This window comes from Aeromonas sp. BIGb0405, assembly GCF_024807335.1.
Lineage (GTDB): Bacteria > Pseudomonadota > Gammaproteobacteria > Enterobacterales > Aeromonadaceae > Aeromonas > Aeromonas rivuli.
Map to the genome: position 1 here is coordinate 1 of NZ_JANUEP010000003.1, position 20,005 is coordinate 20,005.

Consider the following 20,005-nt stretch of genomic DNA (forward strand, 5'->3'; position numbering starts at 1 on the left):
GCGCCGTCAGGCTGCGCTGCCTCTGCCGCCTTCTTGGCCTTGGCGCGGGCGATGGCGGCGGCAATGGCGGCTTTTTTGGGATCGGGTGCCTCGGTTGCGGGGGCGTCGTCACTCACCTGCGGTGAAACGGCATCGCTGGCACCGTCAGGCTGCGCGGCCTCTGCTGCCTTCTTGGCCTTGGCGCGGGCGATGGCGGCAGCAATGGCCGCTTTTTTGGGATCGGGTGCCTCGGTCGCGGGTGCGTCGTCACTCACCTGTGGTGAAACGGCATCGCTGGCGCCGTCAGGCTGCGCTGCCTCTGCCGCCTTCTTGGCCTTGGCGCGGGCGATGGCGGCGGCAATGGCGGCTTTTTTGGGATCGGGTGCCTCGGTCGCGGGGGGGTCGTCACTCACCTGCGAGGATGCGGTATCGACGGCTGCGCCAGGCTGAGCGGCCTCTGCCGCCTTCTTGGCCTTGGCGCGGGCGATGGCGGCGGCAATGGCGGCTTTCTTGGGATCGGGAGCCTCGGTCGCGGGGGGGTCGTCACTCACCTGCGGTGAAACGGCATCGACGGCTGCGTCAGGCTGCGCGGCCTCTGCCGCCTTCTTGGCCTTGGCGCGGGCAATGGCGGCTTTTTTGGGATCGGGTGCCTCGGTCGCGGGTTCATTGTCACGGACGGCGGAGGGGGAAGCCTGCGGCTCCGCCGCCTTGGCGGCACGGCGCGCCAGTGCCTCTTGCTTGCGCGCTTCCCGGGCTGCGGCCATGGCCGTGTTATCCAGGGCGCCCTCGTTGATGGGGGCATCCTGTTTGGCCTTGATCCGCGCCAGGGCGGCGGCGACCGGGTCTTCGCCACTGGCAGCGGCCATGGCCTGACGGCGCTGCGCCGCAGCCTCTGCGTGACGGGCCTCGCGAGCGGCCTTGTCCCGCTCGAAGCGAGCCTGCTTGGCTTCGAAGCGCAAGCGGGCACGTTCGGCCTTCTCGGCCTCTTCGCGAGCCTCGCGAATGTCATCCTTGGCAATCTTGTAGTACTGCACCAGGGGGATCTGGCTCGGGCAGACCCAGGCACAGGCGCCGCACTCGATGCAGTCGAACAGGTTGAGCTTCTCGGCCTTCTCATACTCCTTGGCACGGCTGTACCAGTAGAGCTCCTGGGGCAGCAGGGTGGCGGGGCAGACATCGGCGCAGGCGCTGCAGCGGATGCAGGACTGCTCGGGTTCGGGGGGGGGCAGCTCGACCTGGGTTGGCGCGAGCAGGCAGTTGGTGGCCTTGACCACGGGCACCATGGCATGGGGCAGGGTGAAGCCCATCATGGGGCCCCCCATGATCACCCGCTGGCCCGGCTCCGGCTGCAGCTCGAAACGCTTGAGGAGCCAGCGTACCGGGGTGCCAAGGCGCACCCAGGCATTGCCCGGCTGCTTGAAGGCCTCGCCAGTGAGGGTGACGATGCGCTCGATGAGCGGCTCGCCATCCATGACGGCGCGCTTGATGGCGAACACGGTGGCGACGTTGAGCACCATGATGCCAATATCGACCGCCCGGCCCCCCTTGGGTACCTGGCGACCGGTCAGCAGCTCTATGGTCTGCTTGGCGCCCCCGGAGGGGTACTTGGTCGGCACCTCTCGCACCAGGATGTCAGATTCGGAGTCGGCTATCTGCTGGCGCAGTGACGTGGCGGCGTCCGGCTTGTTGTCTTCCACGCCGACCAGGGTGAGCTTGGGTTTGAGCAGATGCTTGAGCACTCGGATGCCGTCGAGGATCTCGTCCGCGTATTCACGCATCAGCCGATCATCCGTGGTGATATAGGGCTCGCACTCCAGGCCGTTGATGATCAGGATCTCGGTGAGCTGACCATGGCCATCGAGCTTGCTGTGGGTCGGGAAGACGGCGCCGCCCAGGCCCGCTATGCCCGCACCTTGAATGCGCTCGAGCAAGCTGACCCTGTCCAGATTCCAGTAGTCAGGCTGAGGCTGACGTTCACACCAGGCATCTTCTCCATCGGGAACAAGGGTGATGCAGAGATCGGAGAGACCGGATGGGTGCGCAACGGTGTGCTGGCCGATGGCGCTGATCACCCCGGAGCTGCTGGCGTGCACCGGCACGAAGCGGCCACGTTCGAAGGCCGTGAGAGGTTGGCCCTTCTTGACCTTATCACCGACCTTGACCAGCAAGGCGCCAGCCTGGCCCGCGTGCTGGCGCACCGGAATGATAAGCTCGGGGGGCAGCCCGGCCTGCACGACAGGGTGCTGGCTCGACTGATGCTTGTTCTCTGGGGGATGGATGCCGCCATGAAAATCCCACAGGGCCCCGGCCTTGATGCGTTCGATAACAGACTGCATGACTACTCCACCATCTTGACCGGGATAACGACGCTATTGAGATCCCACTTCCAGTTATCGACCGTGGTGGGCACGGGGATCATCTCGATGCAATCGGTGGGGCAGGGGTCGACGCAGAGGTCGCAACCCGTGCACTCGGCGGTGATGACGGTGTGCATCGCCTTGGTTGCACCGACAATGGCGTCGACCGGACAGGCCTGGATGCACTTGGTGCAACCGATGCACTGATCCTCATGAATGAAGGCGACCTTCTTGATGGGCACGGCGGCGTGATCGCCCCCCATGGCCAGGGGTTCTACCCCCATGAGATCGGCGATCTTGCGCATGGTGGCATCGCCACCTGGTACGCACTTGTTGACGGCATCGCCATTGGCGAGGGCCTCTGCGTAGGGTTTGCAGCCCGGGTAACCGCATTGACCACACTGGGTCTGAGGCAGCAAGGCATCGAGCTGATCGACGATGGGATCGGCTTCAACCTTGAACTTGACGGCGGCAAATCCCAGGATGAGACCGAAGGCCAGGGCCAACAGCGCCAGAACCAGGATGGCAAACAATAAGTGAGTCATAGGGCTATATCTTGATGAGGCCGGTAAAGCCCATGAAGGCAAGGGACATCAGGCCCGCGGTGATCATGGCAATGGAGACGCCGCGAAACGGTGCCGGAACATCGGCGGCCACCAGGCGCTCACGCATGGCGGCAAACAGCACCAGCACCAGGGCGAAACCGGCGGCGGCACCAAAGCCATAGATGATGCTCTGGATGAAGTTGTGGCGCTCATTGATGTTGAGCAGGGCAACCCCAAGCACGGCACAGTTGGTGGTGATGAGGGGCAAAAAGATGCCGAGCAGGCGATAGAGGGTCGGGCTGCTCTTGCGCACCACCATCTCGGTAAATTGCACCACCACAGCGATCACCAGGATAAAGGCCAGGGTGCGCAGATAGCCGACCGAAAGCGGCAGCAGAATGTAATGTTCCACCAGGTAGGAGCAGGCGCTGGCCAGGGTCAGTACGAAGGTGGTCGCCAGTCCCATGCCGATGGCGGTCTCCAGCTTGCCGGAGACGCCCATGAAGGGGCAGAGGCCGAGAAATTTCACCAGCACGAAGTTGTTCACCAGCACGGTGCCAATCAGTAAAAGCAGGTACTCAGTCATCAGATTTGGATTATCCGCTGTGAAGGCGGGCGGTATTATCTGATGTTAGGGGGTCAGAAACAACCGCAAGCCCGCATGGTTATTATTGAATTCCTCCAGACGTTCCTGAAAAAGTCACTGGATGACCATGGCGCCGAGATGGGAAAGCAGAAGGGGCTGGGCAGGGCAACCGTTTATAGAGGCACGGCGCTGGGGTTGATGCTGACGCCATGGTGATACTGCGCACTGCCGGTTCCGTGGCGCCATCAGGCAGGGAATGCACCCTGCCCGATGGCCTCACTCCACTCAAGGCGCCGCGAAACGCGCCATCTCGGTTACGAAACTCCCTTACAAAGAGAGATTTTTGACGGTATCCGAGACCGAATTGGCATCCTTGATGATCTCTTCGATGACCTCCGAAATGATGCCTGCCTGTTCTTGACCCGCAATGGCATTGGTGGAGACCACGCCAACCGTCTGGGTGATCCGCGCGGTAATGCTGGAGTTCTGCTTGATCACCGCCCCTATCTCGCTGGTGGAGGTGCTGGTTCTGGCGGCCAGTTGCCGCACTTCGTCGGCGACCACGGCAAAGCCTCGTCCCTGCTCCCCGGCGCGCGCGGCCTCTATGGCTGCATTCAGCGCCAATAGATTGGTCTGATCCGCGATGCTGCTGATGGTGGAGATGATGGCTTCGATGCTTCTCGACTGCTGGTTGAGCAGTTCAATCTGGTTGGCCACATCACCGACGGAGGTGTTGATATGATTCGATGTGGTGAGCACCTTGTCGATCACCTGCCGGCCCCTGGCGGCGCTGGCCACCGTTTCGCCTGCAATGGCGCAGGCGGTGTGGGCGGCCTCCTTGATGGAGAGGGATTTCTCTACCCGCTCGGTGATGTCACTGGCCAGCTTGATGATTTTGACCACCTTGCCCTCATGGTTGAAGATGGGGTTGTAAGTGGCCTCGAGCCAGATCTTCTGACCCTGTTTGCCAAAGCGCATAAAGAGCCCGGTCTTGATGTCCCCTGAGCCCAGATCGCGCCAGAAGTGGGGGTTTTTCTTGTAAAAATCGTCATCACAAAACTGGCGGTGTGCCTTGCCTGTCACCTCGTCCAGCCGGTATCCGAAGCAATCGAGGAAATTCTGATTGGCGGTGATGACGGTGCCATCTGGCTCAAAGTCAATGACGGCCAGGGATTTGTCCAGTGCGGCCAGCAGCGCCTGGGTACGCTCCAGTGATGATTGCTGCGCAGTGACATCCGAAGCCACCTTGGCCACCTTGCTCACCTTGCCATCGACCATGATGGGGAAATAGGTGGCTTCGAGCCAGATGGCCTTGCCTGACTTGGATTGGCGGATAAAGCGACCATTGCGAAAGGCGCCGCCGCGAAGATCTCGCCACAGGGACTCATAGTCGCGGCTCTTGACGTCATCCGGGAAACAGAGTGCGCTGTGATGCTGACCCATCACCTCATCACGATTGAAACCCACAATCTTTAAAAAGAGATCGTTGACGAAGGTGACTATCCCCTCCGGGGTGAACTGGATGTAGGGAACCTGAGATTGGATGGCCTGTTCGAAGGCCCCCAGCTCCACCACTCTTGCCGCCTGTTCACTCGCTTCCTTGCTGGCTGTGCGTTTCCAGAACATAACAGAGCTCCTCCATGAGACCCTTGAATGACAGACTGACCGTAATCTGAGTAAATTAACAATAGCATCGCTATCCCATGAACCCTACTCGAATCACGGTGAACTTTTTGTATTTTTAATTTTCAGTGCCGATTAATTTATTGGATGAGGAGACTTGAAAATAGGCTAGTCCCTGCGTGGCCGGATAATCACAGGGTGATCTCCCAGTCATGCAGGATGCAGTCATAAATACGCATCAATTGGCACCCCATTATTATGGTGCCATTCGGGATGTGATTGCAGGCTTGGGGCGAGATTATCGGCGTCACACCCATTTACATGAGATCTATTTATATGAGGCCCATCAGATCCGCTGACCGAGCCGGCGCCGATAGTGCAGGGGAGAAGAACCCATATGGGTCGAGAAAAACCGCGAGAATACCGAGAGGGAAGAGAAACGCAGTCGTTCGCTGATATCCTGAACACTCAGGTTGGTTTCGGCCAGCCAGCGACAGGACTTATTTATTCGCACCTTTTTTAATAGCAGGCTGAGATTGGTTTCCTCCTGACCGAGGCGAATATTGATGGTCCAGCGACTCATGCCCATGACGGCACAAATATGATCCATGAAACTGGTCTCATCCTGGATATGGTCATTCTCGATGACCTCATCGAGCAGGGAATAGATCAGGGATGAAAAACCCTGTTCATGTTCCAGCGCCGCCACCTTGCGGGTGATCAGCTGGTGCTGATTCTTGTTGAGCAGGGGCAGATAGGTCTCGGCCGGGCTGGCCAGATCGGCCCCCTTGAAGTAGATGATGTTGGCCTCCTGCCCAAACTGGCAGTGGCAGCCGAAGGCATCATCGAGCCGCTTGCGCCCGCGCTCATCGCTCCCGCGCAGGGAAACGGCGCTCTTGGTGGTAGGGGCATAGAGACGGACGAGGGCCCTCAGCAGCATGAAATTGCCGATGGCGGAGTAGTTGCGCTGCGGCATGCCTGACTCCTCGACATAGCCGATGGCGAGATGCTCCCTCTCCTTGCGCAGGACGAAGTTGTCGCAGTTGCCGATGATGACCCGGTTGCGGATATAGCCGAGCACCGCCTCCTCGGCATTTTTCTGATTGAGGCAATAACCCACCAGCTCCGGAAATAGTGCGTAGGCCCCGCTGATGATCTGGTCATCTGCATCGGTTTGGCGCATGCGCTCTTGCCACAGAAAATCATATGGCTCCGTCTCTTTAATAAAGCGCAGATGCTGTTTGTCCGAGATGCGGCCATCACTCTTATCCAGCTCATATTGGCTGAGTTGACACTGCGCGCGGATGGCATCGGTATTAACGCCATTTTCGCGCAGGAAATGCAGCGTCGATCTGGCGATAATATTGGAAACGCTCTTCCCCATATAAGTCCCTTCATGCCTGATAAGTATTATTGTGCTGGCCAGGCAGCATCCTGCTGCGCTGCGCGATTAAGGCATCTTCCCGGTGAGATAACTGCGCGTCAGATCAAATGCAGTGAAACTTAACGTCTGTTGTTGTAACCAAATGTAACGCTGTGATGGCGGTGGTGATATTGAATATCACCACCGCCATGCACAATTCCCGCTCCCGGATGCAAAGCGGGCGCCCTTGTCTTCGCGCTACGCTGCGCAGGCTATTCTGGCTTGTTTGTTCACCTGAACATGGAATGAAAGGGAATCATATGAAACATAATAATAACCTCAACAGATGGAGTGGGGTTGCCATTGCCATCGCAGTGGCCCTGGTGGCGCAAGGATGTAATGACAACAGCTCCAGCGCCAAGACAGAGGTCAACAAGGATAACGCCTATTACCGCAATCTCGCCGAGGGGATGGTGCAGAAGATGACCCCCGAGGAGCGGCTGGGAATGCTGGTGGGGCCTGGCTATGTGTTTGCCAATGGCGCCTTCGTGGCCAACAAGGATGCCTTGAATAACCTCAAGAGCGATGTGCCCGGCAGCGTGGGCTACATCAACGGGGTTTACAACGCCGAGTCGGGTCTGGACATCGCGGCCAGCAAGCTGGCGGATGGGCCTGCCGGGGTGCGCATCACGCCGACCCGGGACGGGGAAGCGGGCACTTTTTATGGCACCGCCTTCCCGGTGGGGACCCTGTTGGCCTCGACCTGGGATGCGGCCCTGGTCAAGCAGGTGGGGGCCGCCATCGGCAACGAGATCAAGGAGTACGGGCTGGATGTCTGGCTCGCTCCCGGCATGAACATCCAGCGCGACCCGCTCAACGGTCGCAACTTCGAATACTTCTCCGAGGATCCGCTGGTGTCGGGAGTGATGGGGGCCGCCGAGGTGGCGGGGGCGCAGGCCCAGGGGGTGGGAACCACCATCAAGCACTTCATCGCCAACAATGCCGAGACCTCGCGCTCCATCGTGGACAACATCATCTCCCCAAGAGCCATCCGGGAGATCTATCTGCGGGGCTTCCAATACGCGGAGGAGCACGCCAACCCCTGGGCGGTGATGACCGCCATGAACAAGGTCAACGGCACCTACACCGGGCAGTGGGCCGATCTCAACACCGCTGTGCTGCGGGGCGAATGGGGCTTCGAGGGCTTCGTCATGAGCGACTGGTGGTCGGGGGACGGCAGCTATGCCGCGATGATCAAGTCGGGCAACGACCTGATTGAACCGGGTGGACCGGCCTTGCCATACGGTTACGGGGATGCCCTGACCGGCCTGCAGGAGGCCTATGCCGCCGGGGATCTGAGCGCCGATACCATAGCGCAGGGGGCGGTGCGGATCCTGACCCAGGTGCTGAAGATGCCATCGAACCAGGGCTATGTGGCCGGCAATGCGCCGGATCTCGACGGCCATGCTCGCCTCTCCCGGCAGGCGGCCAGCGACGGCATGGTGCTGCTGAAAAACAGCCAGGCCAGTCTGCCATTGACCAAGGGCAGCAAGGTCGCCTCCTTCGGGATCACCCAGATCAACACGCTGAAAGGTGGGGCCGGCAGCGGTGATGTGAACGCGGCCCATACCGTCAATATGGTGGACGGGCTGGCGCAGCAGTTCGCCGTCGATGCCGGGCTGAAGGAGTTCTATCGCAGCTTCTTCGAGGCGAACAAGACATCGAGCGACTTCGGTGGCATCTCCACCGTGGTGAGCTGCCCGGAGCCGGCGCTGAGCCTGAGCGACATCGGCGCCTACGCCGCCAGCAATGACGTCGCCGTCATCACCCTGGGCCGCAACTCCATGCAAGGGGTGGATCGCCAGAACCTGAAGGGCGACTACCAGCTGTCGGATGTGGAGCAGAGCCTGATCGACGACGTCGCGGCCGCCTTCCACGGCCAGGGCAAGAAGGTGGTGGTGGTGCTCAACATCAGTGGCGTCATGGACACCAGCGCCTGGCAGGATAAGGTAGACGGCATCCTGCTGGCCTACATGCCGGGGCAGGAGGCGGGCAATGCGGTGGCCGACTTGCTGTCGGGGGTCGTCAACCCCAGTGGCAAGCTGACCCAGACCTTCCCCCTCAGCTACACAGATGTGCCCTCGTCCAAGGGCTTCCCAGGTACCGACACCGACGGTGATGGCACCATAGATACCCACTACTACAACGAAGGCATCTATGTCGGCTATCGCTACTATGCGACCTTCGGCAAGGGGGTGAGCTATCCCTTTGGCTATGGACTCTCCTACACCAGCTTCGACTACAAGAACACGGCGATCACGGCCAACAACCTCACCGAGCAAGGGGGCAAGCTGAGCCTGACGACGACGGTGTACAACAGTGGCGACCTGCCGGGCAAGGAGGCCGCCCAGGTCTATGTGGCCGCGCCGGCGGGCACCCTCGGCAAGCCGGCCATCGAGCTCAAGGCATTCGCCAAGACCGGCCTGCTGGCGGCGGGGGCAAGCGAGACGCTGAGCTTCGAGATCCCGGCCACTTGGCTGGCCAGCTTCGACAACCTCAACAGCGAGTGGGTCATTGAGCCCGGCACCTACAAGCTGTATGTGGCCCGGTCCAGCGAGGTGTCGGCCATAGAGCCGCTGACCTTCACCCTGGCCAGCAGGCTGGTGGTCAGCAAGACCACGCCCGGCGCCCTGGCACTGCCGGCCGGGGTCACCGAGGCCGCTTTCGAAACCCAGTATTGAGGGGAGTAGCAAAGGGGGAGCCTTGGCTCCCCCTTTTCATTCCAGTTTGCAGGTTCAGGCGCCGACGTTGGCACCTGAGCCTGTCTATTTCTGCTGCTGAAGGGTCGTGATCTGCTTGTTCAGGGCCTCCATGTCGCTCTGATGGCGGCGGGTCAGGGACTGTATCTCGGCGGCGGAGCGTGGCTCGCCGGTCTGGGATGTCGTGGCCCCGTTGAACCTGGCGATCTCACCTTTCATCTTCTGCTGTTTGGCCTCCATCTCGGCGCGCAGGGTCGCAATCTGGCGCTGCTTCTGGCTGTCGGCCAGATTTTTTTCTATCTCCTGGGTCTGCTTGCTGGCCTCTGCCACCGCCTCGACCGGTGGGGTGTAGACGCGCAAGTCCATGGGTTTGGCGTCACCGCTGCAGGGGATGTCGCTGAAGCTGACGCGGCCGTTGACTGTGCATTGATAGACGGCGGCCTGGGTAACCAGCGGGGCTGTGAGAATCAGGCTGGTGAGGCAGATGACCAGAATGCGTGACATGGACTCCTCCTTGAATACGGTGCCTGCACAACCAAGCCTGGGCAGGTGACTTGCCGGTTGCATCGGGTATCTGAAACAGTAGTCGCTGCGGCTAGCTGCTTCATGACAGATTGCCACAGTTTATGAAGGTGTTCTGGCGTTGCCAGCCGGTTTGCCTGTGCGGTGGCTCTCATACAGCCCATCACTTCAAGGTGCTCCAGGGTAGTGACGGGGCTATGTGGGAAAAAACAGTACAAAATCCAATCGAAGTGCTAGTCCATCCACCGTTACATTCGGGCTATCGGCCCGGTCGCGCGGCCCTGCGCCATATTGTACCTATTGCTTGCCCCAGCCCGTGAGCCGGTGCTGATAGAGGTGCATTGCATGGGGGCGCGTTGATTACATTCCCAGCGGGGCGCACCCCAAGGTGACGTTGCGAGATAGGGCTATCCGGGATGAGTTCAACAGTCGCAATATAGCGAAATGGGGTCGCCAACATGGGCTGCCCTAAACCCATGCGGTAGTGGCGGAGCAGTGGCAATTGATCGGGCTCCGGTATCAGCCTGGATTGTTTGGATAGCAAGAGTGGTGCTGCTCATATCGAGTAAAACCCCGCCATGGCGGGGTTTTACTTTAAATAACCAGAGAGTCTTTATATCAGGCGTTGGCAGGGATGGTGCATGTAGCGAGGAATTGGCCGGAAGGTTGCTTTTGGTAAACAATGTGCCCACCTCGGCTATATATTTCCTCAACTATCTTAGTCCACTCGTCGCCATATTTATGTGTCACCTCCTTCTCCAGCGGGTCATGAATGACCAGAGACGGAGGGATTTCGAAGCCACTGCAGAGAATTGGCTTGATGCTATCAAGCTCTTCGAAATCACTAACAGAGATATCGCGAGCATCAATCGTAAATGTCAGTGAGCCGCCGTTTTTAATGAAACTTTGAAACTCTTGAGTTGTTGAGTCTATGATTGCCATCTCATCTCCTTAAAACATCAAGTCACAGTCATTTAAAATACTGCATAACAATATGCAGGAGCAAAAAAATACCCAGACGAGGGTCCTGTGTCAACCCTTTAATTGATGCCTAGATGTCGCGAAGTTATATTAATGTTTTTGAAAATTAAAATTAAAATTAAAATTAAACTTTAAATTTGTAATTAATATGTGTGAAGAACGTGTAATTAATGGCGTGGCACCTACTGAAATAGCAACCTTATTATACTTCTGTATTTCTAACCCATCATAAACCCTGTCATGGAGGCCCTCTGGTTCGCTGCGGATGACGTAACCAATCGAGGAGTCTTTATGTTGCCTGATATCTATTCTGCTACCACGGCTACCACCAGGACCAAAATAAGGCTGGTGACTATCAGGGAGTGATGTGGTGGTTGCATGAGGGGATGGGTGGCGATAGGCCCGAAGGCTTGCCATCTAGCCGGTGCTATCACTGGGCCTGCTGTTGATTCACCGGCCTTTTACCCCTCTCTAAACGGCTTTCGCACTGGGTCGTTTCCAGGTCGCTGAGGTTGATACACCCAATTGGGTTGAGGGTGTTGTCTTGCACCAACGGATTTTTCATTTTTCGCGGCGGGCGACGGCACTTTGCCGGTTTTCCAGGCAGTTCAACACATCAGAGCACCATAACGGGCCACAATGAGGTATCTTATGCCCCGATTTCATTCATTTAACGGTGTCGAGACCCAACATGATTATAAAACCCAAGGTTCGCGGCTTTATCTGTACCACCACTCACCCGGTCGGTTGTGAAGCCAACGTTCGTCGCCAGATTGCCTACACGAAAGCCAATGGCACCATTGCCAATGGCCCCAAGAAGGTGCTGGTGATCGGCGCCTCCACCGGTTACGGCCTGGCCTCGCGCATTGCCACTGCCTTTGGCTCCGACGCCGCGACCATAGGTGTCTTCTTCGAAAAGCCAAGCTCCGAGACCAAGACGGGTTCTGCCGGCTGGTACAACTCCGCCGCCTTCGACAAGGCTGCCAAAGAGGCCGGTCTCTACGCCAAGAGCATCAACGGCGATGCCTTCTCCCATGAGTGCCGTGCCAAGGTGATCGAGCTTATCAAGGCCGATCTGGGTCAAATCGACTTGGTGGTCTACTCCCTGGCCTCGCCGGTACGCAAGATGCCGGACACCGGTGAAGTGGTGCGCTCTGCCTTGAAGCCTATCGGCGAGACCTATACCACCACCGCCATCGATACCAACAAGGATCAGATCATCACCGCCACCGTCGAGCCGGCGAACGAGGAAGAGATCCAGAGCACCATCACCGTCATGGGCGGTCAGGATTGGGAGCTGTGGATGGCGGCCCTGCGTGATGCAGACGTGCTGGCCGATGGCGCCAAGTCCGTGGCCTACTCCTACATCGGCACCGATCTCACCTGGCCAATCTATTGGCATGGCACTCTGGGGCGCGCCAAGGAAGATTTGGACCGCGCCGCCACCGCCATCCGTGGCTCCCTGGCGGCCAAGGGCGGCACCGCCCACGTGGCCGTGCTCAAATCCGTGGTCACCCAGGCCTCCAGCGCCATTCCGGTGATGCCGCTCTATATCTCCATGGCCTTCAAGATCATGAAAGAGAAGGGCATCCACGAAGGCTGCATGGAGCAGGTGGACAGATTGATGCGCACCCGTCTCTACACCGGCGATCTGGCCCTGGATGACAAGGCCCGCATCCGCATGGATGACTGGGAGCTGCGTGAAGACGTGCAACAGACCTGCCGGGATCTGTGGCCTTCCATCACCACCGAGAATCTGTCCACGCTTACCGACTACACCGGCTACAAGCAGGAGTTCCTGCGCCTGTTCGGCTTCGGTCTGGACGAGGTGGATTACGACGCGGATGTGAATCCGGACGTGAAGTTCGACGTTATCGAGCTGTAATCTCGCCTGAGTTCCCGCCATGAAAAGGGCCCTGTCTGCTACGGACAGGGCCCTTTGCTATGAACGGCTCATGGGGCCGATAGGCGGGCCTCACCCGGTCCATCGCATCCATGTAAAGAGGCTCCCGTGGGAGCCTCTTTTCTACATGTCAATCAGCGACTTACTGCTTGTAACCCTTCAAGAAACGGGCGAGGCGACCAATGGCCTCTTCCAGTTCCTCTTCCCGTGGCAGGAAGGCCAGGCGGAAGTGATCCGGGGCAGGCCAGTTGAAGCCGGTCCCCTGCACCAGCAGCAGCTTCTCTTGCTGCAGCAGGTCGAACACCATCTTCTGATCGTCGCGAATGTCGTACACCTTGGGGTCGAGGCGCGGGAACAGGTAGAGCGCCCCCTTGGGTTTGACGCAGGAGACCCCGGGGATGTCGTTGATCAGTTCCCAGGCTTTGTCTCGCTGGCGACGCAGCCGCCCGCCCGGCAGGATCAGCTCATTGATGCTCTGGTAGCCACCGAGCGCCGCCTGGATGGCATGCTGCATGGGCACGTTGGAGCACAGGCGCATGGAGGCCAGCATCTCCAGCCCCTCTATGTAGCCCTTGGCACGGCCCTTGGGGCCGGTGAGGACCATCCAGCCCTGGCGGAAACCGCAGGCGCGGTAGGCCTTGGAGAGGCCGTTAAAGGTCACCACCATCACATCGTCGCACTGGGTGCAGACGCTGGTATGGGAGATGTCGTCGTAGAGGATCTTGTCGTAGATCTCGTCGGCGAAGATGATGAGGTTGTGTTGACGGGCTATCTCGATCAACTCCAACTGGAATTCGCTGCCGTAGACGGCGCCGGTCGGGTTGTTGGGGTTGATCAGCACCAGGCCGCGGGTGCGCGGGGTGATGCGGGCGCGGATGTCATCGAGATCCGGGTACCAGTCGGCCCCTTCATCACAGCGGTAGTGCACCGCATGGCCGCCGGAGAGAGTGATGGCGGCGGTCCACAGCGGATAGTCGGGGGAGGGCACCAGCATCTCGTCGCCGTTGTTGAGCAGCGCCTGCATGGCCATGACGATGAGCTCGCTCGCACCGTTACCGATGTAGATGTCATCGATATCGATCTTGCGCATCCCTTTTTGCTGGTAGTACTGCATCACCGCTTTGCGGGCGGAGAAGAGTCCCTTGGAGTCGCAGTAGCCCTGGCTCTGGGGCATGTTGAGGATCACATCCTTGATGAGTTCCTCCGGGGCCTCGAAACCGAAGGGGGCCAGGTTGCCGATGTTGAGCTTGATGATGCGGTGGCCTTCGTCTTCGAGACGGCGAGCCTCTTTATGCACAGGGCCGCGAATGTCGTAACAGACATCGTCGAGCTTGTGCGACTTGTCGATGGTGAGCATAGTGACTGAAATCCCCTGGAGCGCGTTGGCGAAAAGGCATGCTTAGAATCAAATTTCTTTGTCCCTATTCTTCACAGAATTGAATGCCAGAACAATCCTCTTTTTAGAATAATTCCCTGTTTATGACCGCTAAAACAGGGTTGCCAAGTTGTTATTTTTAGTGTTTTCGTTTGCTGATGATGCGGATTTCCAGTGAAAGATGGGGTGGTAGTGGTATATCAACCCTTACTGTATTGAATTACCACCCGCTTGTGGCACGATTAGCTTGCGTAAAAAAGTATCGTTTGGGGGCCTGGTTGGCCGCAGAGTGGTCGGTGTTCAGGGCAGTGCGGCGAAGTGCTCACCGATGGCACCATTGAGGAGAATAAGATGGCAGCGGACATGCAACCCCAGTTACCCGAGCCAGGCCGTTATCGTCATTTCAAGGGTGGCTACTATCGGGTGCTCACCCTGGCTTGGCACAGCGAGACCCGGGAGCAGCTGGTGATCTATCAATCCGAGCAGGATGGCGTGGTGTACGCTCGCCCCCTCGCCATGTTCATGGGGAGCGCCGAGGATCAAGGACAGGCCGTGAGCCGATTCGCCAGGGTGGCGAGTCAAGCCGGGGAATGATCGGCCATGAACATGAAAAAGGCGCCTCGGGGCGCCTTTTTGGTATTTCTATGGGTTTACTGATCGAGGCCCAGATTGGCTCTGGCATAGGCTTCGAAATCGGTGCAGCCACCGATGTGCTGCTCGTCCAGGAAGATTTGCGGCACTGTGGTGACGGGTTTACCCGCCTTGGCGGCCAAGTCATCCTTGGTGAGTCCTGCTACCTGGATATCCACGTATTTGAAGTCAAAATCATCGCGTTCCTCACGCAACTGCTCGGCCAGCATCTTGGCGCGCACGCAGTAGGGGCAACCGGGACGACCATAAATTTCTACAAACATCTTCTCTCTCCGATGATACGAGGGCGTTGATATGGGACAGGGCACAGCATAGCGGTGCCCCTGGGTCAGTCAAAGTGGAAATTGTCGATGCCTGCATTCGCCTTGTTCGATGGCACAGGCCCTGCCGGCATCGCGCCCAGTCACGGGCGATCGACGATCTGGAGCGGCTGCTGCTGGTAGATACCTTCGAGTATGCCTTTCTCAAAGACGGTCCATGGCCAGGGCGCCTTGCTGGCACGGTAGCGCTCATGGGTGGCGGGATCCTGGGAGAGGCCACGCTGGAACACCACGAACGCCTTGCGCTGTCCCCCGGCGGTATCGATGAAACCGGCCAGGTTGGAGGTGCCTGTGATGGTGCCCGTCTTGGCGTGCACCTTGTTTTTCATCATGGGGGCGGTGACGCTGCGTCGCCACGCCAGGGTGCCGTCAACCTGGGAGCTGGGCAGTAACTTGATAAAGCCCAGCTGGGCATCATTGCGCTGGATAAAGTTCAGCACAGACAGCATCTGGCGGGCACTGATGAGGTTATGGGCGGAGAGACCCGAGCCATCGGCCAGGGTGGCATTGCCCAGATCGATGCCCTGCTTGGTCAGGATGGCGCGGACCGCCATGGTGCCGCTGCGATAACTGCCCGGCTTGTTGTAGTAGTGGCGACCCACGGTCTTGAGGAAGGTATCGGCATAGGTGTTGTCGGATTTCTTCAGCATCTTGGCCAGCATCACCGGCAGCGGGGCGGAATAGTGGGTTGCCAGCGTCTCGGCACCCTCAGGCGCCTTGTGGGTCACGCGCAGCAGACCGTCATGCTTGACCCCGGCTCTGTCCATGGCCCAGCGAATGTTGTCCCAGCCCCAGGCCTCCACGTCGTGGATGGCAAAACGTAGCCCTTGAGGCTCCTTGTTCGGGGTGATACAGCCCTTGAGTTCGTAATGATTGCCCTTGGCCATGTCGACTTCCAGGGCGCAGAACTGGCGTGCCATGTCCCCATAGCTCATCACCTCCACGTTGTCGGCGCTGATGCTGATGGGTACCCCGGTGGCCACATGGCCGCTGGCGGGGCGGCCTATCTGGGTGGCGCTGACGGTGCCATAGGCACAGTTCTTGTCGATGATGACCGCAGAGACGGGGGCGGCGAAGCAGAGGGTCTGATCCCCCCAGGACCAGCCATTACCGCGTTCATAGCCGTTGTAGGCGCCGGTATTGACGTGGACATTGCCCTTGATGCGCGTGACGCCAAGCTGCTTGAAGAGGGCGAGCAGGTCCATCCGCGACAGGGTGGGATCGCCCACGAAGTTGATCCAGAGATCGCCATTGATGAGATCGCCCTGCTTAGCACCCGGCTTGACCTGGATATCGGTGGCGAAGCGAAAATCGGCGCCGAGCTCGAGTCGGGCAGCCAGGGCGGTGAGTACCTTCATGGTGGAGGCGGGGGCTATCATGTCATCGGCGTGGCGAGCGTACTCGACGCCATTGTTGCCCTGCACTATCACGGCATATTGACCGCCCTGGGGCGGGGTCAGCGGGGCAGCCAGAGCCGTCAGGGAAACGAAAGCACAAAAACCTGTCAAAAGCCGCTGCATAAAAACCTCTGTGTTAGCCGAGGGGCCGGCAGTGCGCTGTCGCCCCTCAGAATAGAAAAATCGTCTCTTTTACCCATCAGCCGGGTCCCGACCTTAGCCAAGGGTTGGCAGTGCGGCGCCTCATCATCGAGCATGGTCGCTGTCACCTGTCAGTCAGGCTCCGACGTTAGCCGAGGGTGTTGGCAGTGCGATACCGCCCCTCATAATCAAAAATCTTCTCTTTCACCTGCCAGAAGCGCCCTGACTTGCGGGCGATGACGAAATCGGGATGACGGAACTGGGCCTGTGCCGCAAGGACGCTATCCAGGGTGGCAAATTCGGGCTCCAGGCCCGGAGCGCGCCAATGATGACGCACAAAGGCCCGTTGAAACAAGCGTCGCGCCCCTGGGCTGTGGAAAGAAAAATACTCCATCAGGGTCAAACCATCCTCGTCGTGATAGGTCACCTCCAGCCGCTCCCCCTGTTTGCCGCGGCCGGCAGCCAGGGTCAGCCCGGCGGCGCGGATCACCATGCAGTCCTTGAGATTGAGGGCTTCCTTAAGCTTGTCATCCGGGTCGACCAGCAGCTGATCGCAGCTTTGGCAGCGGCGGGCAGCGATGTCGTTTTCACTGCCACAGCCGGGACAAATCTTGGCGCGAAAGCGGTAGTCGCACTCTTCCCGCGCGCCATCGTCATCCTCGAAGAATCCCTGGCAGCGCCGGCCATAGTGTTCAATCACCTGGCCATCCTCATCGGTCTTGCCCCAGAAGGTGTTGGCAAAACCACAGGCCGGGCAGGGTACCTGCACGGGTTCGGTGCCGGCATGGGGCCTGGGCTCCCCCACCTCGGGGGCGAACAGGTTGAAGTTGTTGCCCGCGTAGTCGAGTACCAGGCAATCCGTCTTGCCCGGCGAGAGGCGCAGGCCACGGCCGACGATCTGCTGGTAGAGCGAGACAGACTCGGTGGGGCGCAGCATCACGATGAGATCGACATGGGGAGCATCGAAACCTGTGGTGAGCACTGAGACGTTGACCAGAAACTTGATCTCCCGCCCTTTGAAGGCGCTGATGAGGGCATCGCGCTCAGGGCCCGGGGTCTCGCCGGTGATGAGGGCGGCGTGCTGCTCCTTGGCGACGAGCAGACCCTGGATCTCCCGGGCATGCTCGACGGTGGCGGCGAAGACCATCACCCCCTGGCGATCGACTGCGTACTCCAGCACCTGGCTGATGATGTGGGGGGTGACCCGCTGTTGGCGCTTGAGCTCGCCATTGAGATCCGCCTCGCTGAACAGGCCATTGCCCTTGGGAATCAACTTGCTGAAGTCGTAGTGGACTATGGGGGCATCAACCAATCGAGGCGGCGTGAGATAACCGTGTTTCACCATGTAGCGCAGCGGTAGCTCGAACACGCAGTCGCCAAACAGCCGTTCGCCCTGGCTCTTCACCATGCCGTGATAGTGGCGCCGGTAGATCCAGCCCAGCCCCAGTCGGTAGGGGGTAGCGGTGAGCCCGAGGATCTTGAGGGATGGATTGGCGATTTTAAGATGGTCGATCACCTGATGGTATTGGCTCTCCTCATCCAGTGATACCCGATGGCACTCGTCGATGATGAGCAGGGAGAAGCCTCCCGTGGCACTGATGGTGTCTACCGAGGTGGCTGCCACTGGTGAAACGGGATCGAAGGCGGCCAGATTGCGTGCCACAGATTGCACAGAGCCAAACACCACCTGGGCCTTGGCCTCCTTGCGATCCAGCCCGGCGGCGAAGATATCGGCCTTGAGCCCCCAGGCCTCATATTTGCCGTGATTCTGCTCCACCAGTTCCTTGACGTGGGCCAGCACCAGCACCCGGCCACGGGCTTTGCGGGCGAGCTCTGCGATCACCAGACTCTTGCCAGCCCCGGTGGGCAGCACCACCACGGCGGGATCCGGGTGCTTGCGAAAATGCTGGATGACGGCGTTGACCGCCTCTGTCTGATAGGGCCTGAGCACGAACATGATGGGGAAGCTGACTGATAAAAAGGGCTGGCGGGCATTATAGGGAGGGGAAGGGCTGGGCACAAACGACAGCGGGCCAGTCAGACTGGCCCGCTTGGGGTGATCAATGGAAGGGGAACAGGTAGTTGAGCCAGCTACCCATGCGCATCAGAATTTTACGCATGATGGCCACATGGTGGACATGTTCGGTGTAGATGGCGGCCTGGCCACTGGAGCCGGCGATTACCTGATACTTGGCCCACTCGGGATCGGTGATCTCGAGGACGATGGGCAGGCGACCCGGCAGCTGCGCCGTGGTCTGGTCGATGAGGCCCGCCTGAGCCTGAATGTTACCCGGCGCCATGGCGGGGATCACGGACTGCACCTTGGCTTTGAAGATCTTGCCTGGGATGCCGTCCAGCACCACTTCAGCCTCGTCCCCAGCCTTCAGTCGCTGCATGCTGTTCTGCCAGAACCAGCCGACATAGGAGTTGGCATCTTCATGAATGAAGGTCATCACGGGTCGATACATGAAGGGGGCGGCGATCATGCCGGGGCGCAACGCCAGTTGCACGATATGGCCATCGCTTGGGGCATAGACCACTGTCTGCTCCAGATCGTATTTGGCGATGTTTAGCTGGGCCTTGAGGTCATCCAGCGCTGCCTTTTGTTGATCAATCTGGGCGACGATATCGTCCACGTTGGCCTGGGTGACGTCGAGATCCCGTTGTTTGCCGATGCCACGGCGCATCAGCTCCTGAGCACGATCGCGATCCAGACTGGCAGAGCGCAGTCTGGCACTGAGGGCTCTGAGGAAATCTGTGTTGGAGGCGAGCCTGGCGGTCAGGCTGGCAACCCTCTCCTGGAATGGCTCTGCGTCGATACGAAACAGCACATCTCCTTTCTTGACAGGCTGATTCGGTTGGACTGGCACCTCGGTGACGCGGCCCTTGACCAGCGGCACCATGGGGGTGGAGACGTAATAGTTGCGTGCCAGCTCTGAATAGGGGTGGTTGTAGTTCATCAGTACGATGAGCGCCCCGATGATGAAGACCCCGCCCAGCACGGCCGTCGGCACAGTCCACTTGTTGAGGGGGATCTTGAAGAGCTTGAAGATACCGATACAGAGAGCGGTATAAGTAAGGATCAGTAGCAAGTCCATGAAATATTACCTATTTTTTGGGCTGTTCGAGCGTGGCCATACGGGCTTGCAAAGCGGCAAGCTCTTGCTTGATGGTAGAAAGATCATCTTCGTCCTGTTGCAGACGTTGACTGAACCCCCAGCCACGATCGGGGCGATAGATAGTGGCCCAGATCCACAGGAAAGGCCAAAGTACGTGCAATGTAAACAGACTGACCCAACCGGCCACGTGAATGGCATCTTGATGGGGGTGATTGCGATGTTTGGCAATTTCATACGGAATATCGTGAATGACGATAACTCCATAAAACATGACCAAGACGACGAATACCAAGATCCCCAAGGCAATGTAATCAAGCATCCTCAATTTCTCCCATATAAATTTCGAGCTGACACTTTCATCTCGTATCCGCAGTGTTCAGCGGC

Annotated in this window: 17 protein-coding genes; 4 read left to right on the forward strand and 13 right to left on the reverse strand. The window is 59.1% G+C overall.

Annotated elements, in window-relative coordinates; all coding sequences use genetic code 11:
- From rsxC to M2366_RS08520, 5 genes are all read right to left on the reverse strand, one after another.
- Positions 1–2,315 (reverse strand): electron transport complex subunit RsxC (gene rsxC, locus M2366_RS08495; protein ID WP_259269461.1); only part of this gene is annotated, 2,315 nt, incomplete at its 3' end.
- Positions 2,316–2,317: 2 nt separating this feature from the next.
- Entirely contained in the window at positions 2,318–2,881 is a 564-nt protein-coding gene (gene rsxB, locus M2366_RS08500) for an electron transport complex subunit RsxB (protein ID WP_042042231.1), read from the reverse strand.
- Positions 2,882–2,885: 4 nt separating this feature from the next.
- A complete protein-coding gene (rsxA, locus tag M2366_RS08505) occupies positions 2,886–3,467 on the reverse strand; it encodes an electron transport complex subunit RsxA (RefSeq protein ID WP_042042230.1) in 582 nt (193 codons plus the stop codon).
- Between the two features lie 327 nt (positions 3,468–3,794).
- Positions 3,795–5,093 (reverse strand): PAS domain-containing methyl-accepting chemotaxis protein, encoded by a 1,299-nt coding sequence (locus tag M2366_RS19900; protein ID WP_396021339.1) that lies wholly within the window; start codon positions 5,091–5,093, stop codon positions 3,795–3,797.
- A gap of 343 nt (positions 5,094–5,436) precedes the next feature.
- Positions 5,437–6,474 (reverse strand): AraC family transcriptional regulator, encoded by a 1,038-nt coding sequence (locus M2366_RS08520; RefSeq protein ID WP_259269462.1) that lies wholly within the window; start codon positions 6,472–6,474, stop codon positions 5,437–5,439.
- 299 nt (positions 6,475–6,773) lie between these two features.
- Here M2366_RS08520 and M2366_RS08525 point away from each other — a divergent pair, with 299 nt between their 5' ends.
- The gene (locus M2366_RS08525; protein WP_259269463.1) at positions 6,774–9,194 is read left to right on the forward strand and encodes a glycoside hydrolase family 3 protein; all 2,421 of its coding nucleotides are present in this window, start codon (positions 6,774–6,776) and stop codon (positions 9,192–9,194) included.
- An 84-nt stretch (positions 9,195–9,278) separates the two neighbouring features.
- On the opposite strand, the gene M2366_RS08530 is transcribed toward M2366_RS08525, so the two are convergent.
- Positions 9,279–9,716, reverse strand: coding sequence for a DUF4124 domain-containing protein (locus M2366_RS08530; protein WP_259269464.1), 438 nt, complete (start codon positions 9,714–9,716; stop codon positions 9,279–9,281).
- Between the two features lie 406 nt (positions 9,717–10,122).
- On the opposite strand from M2366_RS08530, the gene M2366_RS19905 reads away from it, so the two are divergent.
- A complete protein-coding gene (locus M2366_RS19905; RefSeq protein WP_396021398.1) occupies positions 10,123–10,206 on the forward strand; it encodes a hypothetical protein in 84 nt (27 codons plus the stop codon).
- 146 nt (positions 10,207–10,352) lie between these two features.
- On the opposite strand, the gene M2366_RS08535 is transcribed toward M2366_RS19905, so the two are convergent.
- Positions 10,353–10,676 carry a hypothetical protein gene (locus tag M2366_RS08535; RefSeq protein ID WP_259269465.1) on the reverse strand — a complete coding sequence of 108 codons (324 nt, stop codon included), beginning with the start codon at positions 10,674–10,676 and terminating at the stop codon, positions 10,353–10,355.
- A gap of 730 nt (positions 10,677–11,406) precedes the next feature.
- Here M2366_RS08535 and fabV point away from each other — a divergent pair.
- Positions 11,407–12,600, forward strand: coding sequence for an enoyl-ACP reductase FabV (gene fabV, locus M2366_RS08540; protein WP_259269466.1), 1,194 nt, complete (start codon positions 11,407–11,409; stop codon positions 12,598–12,600).
- Between the two features lie 160 nt (positions 12,601–12,760).
- Here fabV and M2366_RS08545 read toward each other — a convergent pair whose 3' ends face one another.
- Positions 12,761–13,975, reverse strand: coding sequence for a pyridoxal phosphate-dependent aminotransferase (locus M2366_RS08545; protein WP_042042226.1), 1,215 nt, complete (start codon positions 13,973–13,975; stop codon positions 12,761–12,763).
- A gap of 369 nt (positions 13,976–14,344) precedes the next feature.
- Here M2366_RS08545 and M2366_RS08550 point away from each other — a divergent pair, with 369 nt between their 5' ends.
- Positions 14,345–14,587, forward strand: a complete 243-nt coding sequence (locus M2366_RS08550; protein WP_224430665.1) for a DUF1653 domain-containing protein — start codon at positions 14,345–14,347, stop codon at positions 14,585–14,587.
- Between the two features lie 56 nt (positions 14,588–14,643).
- Here M2366_RS08550 and M2366_RS08555 read toward each other — a convergent pair whose 3' ends face one another.
- The 5 genes from M2366_RS08555 to M2366_RS08575 form a co-directional block, all read right to left on the reverse strand.
- Positions 14,644–14,907 carry a GrxA family glutaredoxin gene (locus M2366_RS08555; RefSeq protein ID WP_042042225.1) on the reverse strand — a complete coding sequence of 88 codons (264 nt, stop codon included), beginning with the start codon at positions 14,905–14,907 and terminating at the stop codon, positions 14,644–14,646.
- A gap of 140 nt (positions 14,908–15,047) precedes the next feature.
- Complete coding sequence (gene dacB / locus M2366_RS08560) at positions 15,048–16,484, reverse strand: D-alanyl-D-alanine carboxypeptidase/D-alanyl-D-alanine-endopeptidase (RefSeq protein WP_259269467.1); 1,437 nt, start codon at positions 16,482–16,484, stop codon at positions 15,048–15,050.
- A 166-nt stretch (positions 16,485–16,650) separates the two neighbouring features.
- Positions 16,651–18,459 carry a DEAD/DEAH box helicase gene (locus tag M2366_RS08565; RefSeq protein WP_259269468.1) on the reverse strand — a complete coding sequence of 603 codons (1,809 nt, stop codon included), beginning with the start codon at positions 18,457–18,459 and terminating at the stop codon, positions 16,651–16,653.
- 103 nt (positions 18,460–18,562) lie between these two features.
- A complete protein-coding gene (locus M2366_RS08570; protein ID WP_224430663.1) occupies positions 18,563–19,600 on the reverse strand; it encodes an HlyD family secretion protein in 1,038 nt (345 codons plus the stop codon).
- Positions 19,601–19,610: 10 nt separating this feature from the next.
- On the reverse strand, positions 19,611–19,940 hold the full coding sequence (locus tag M2366_RS08575; RefSeq protein ID WP_084218196.1) for a DUF3302 domain-containing protein: 330 nt from the start codon (positions 19,938–19,940) through the stop codon (positions 19,611–19,613).
- Between the last annotated feature and the right edge of the window lie 65 nt (positions 19,941–20,005).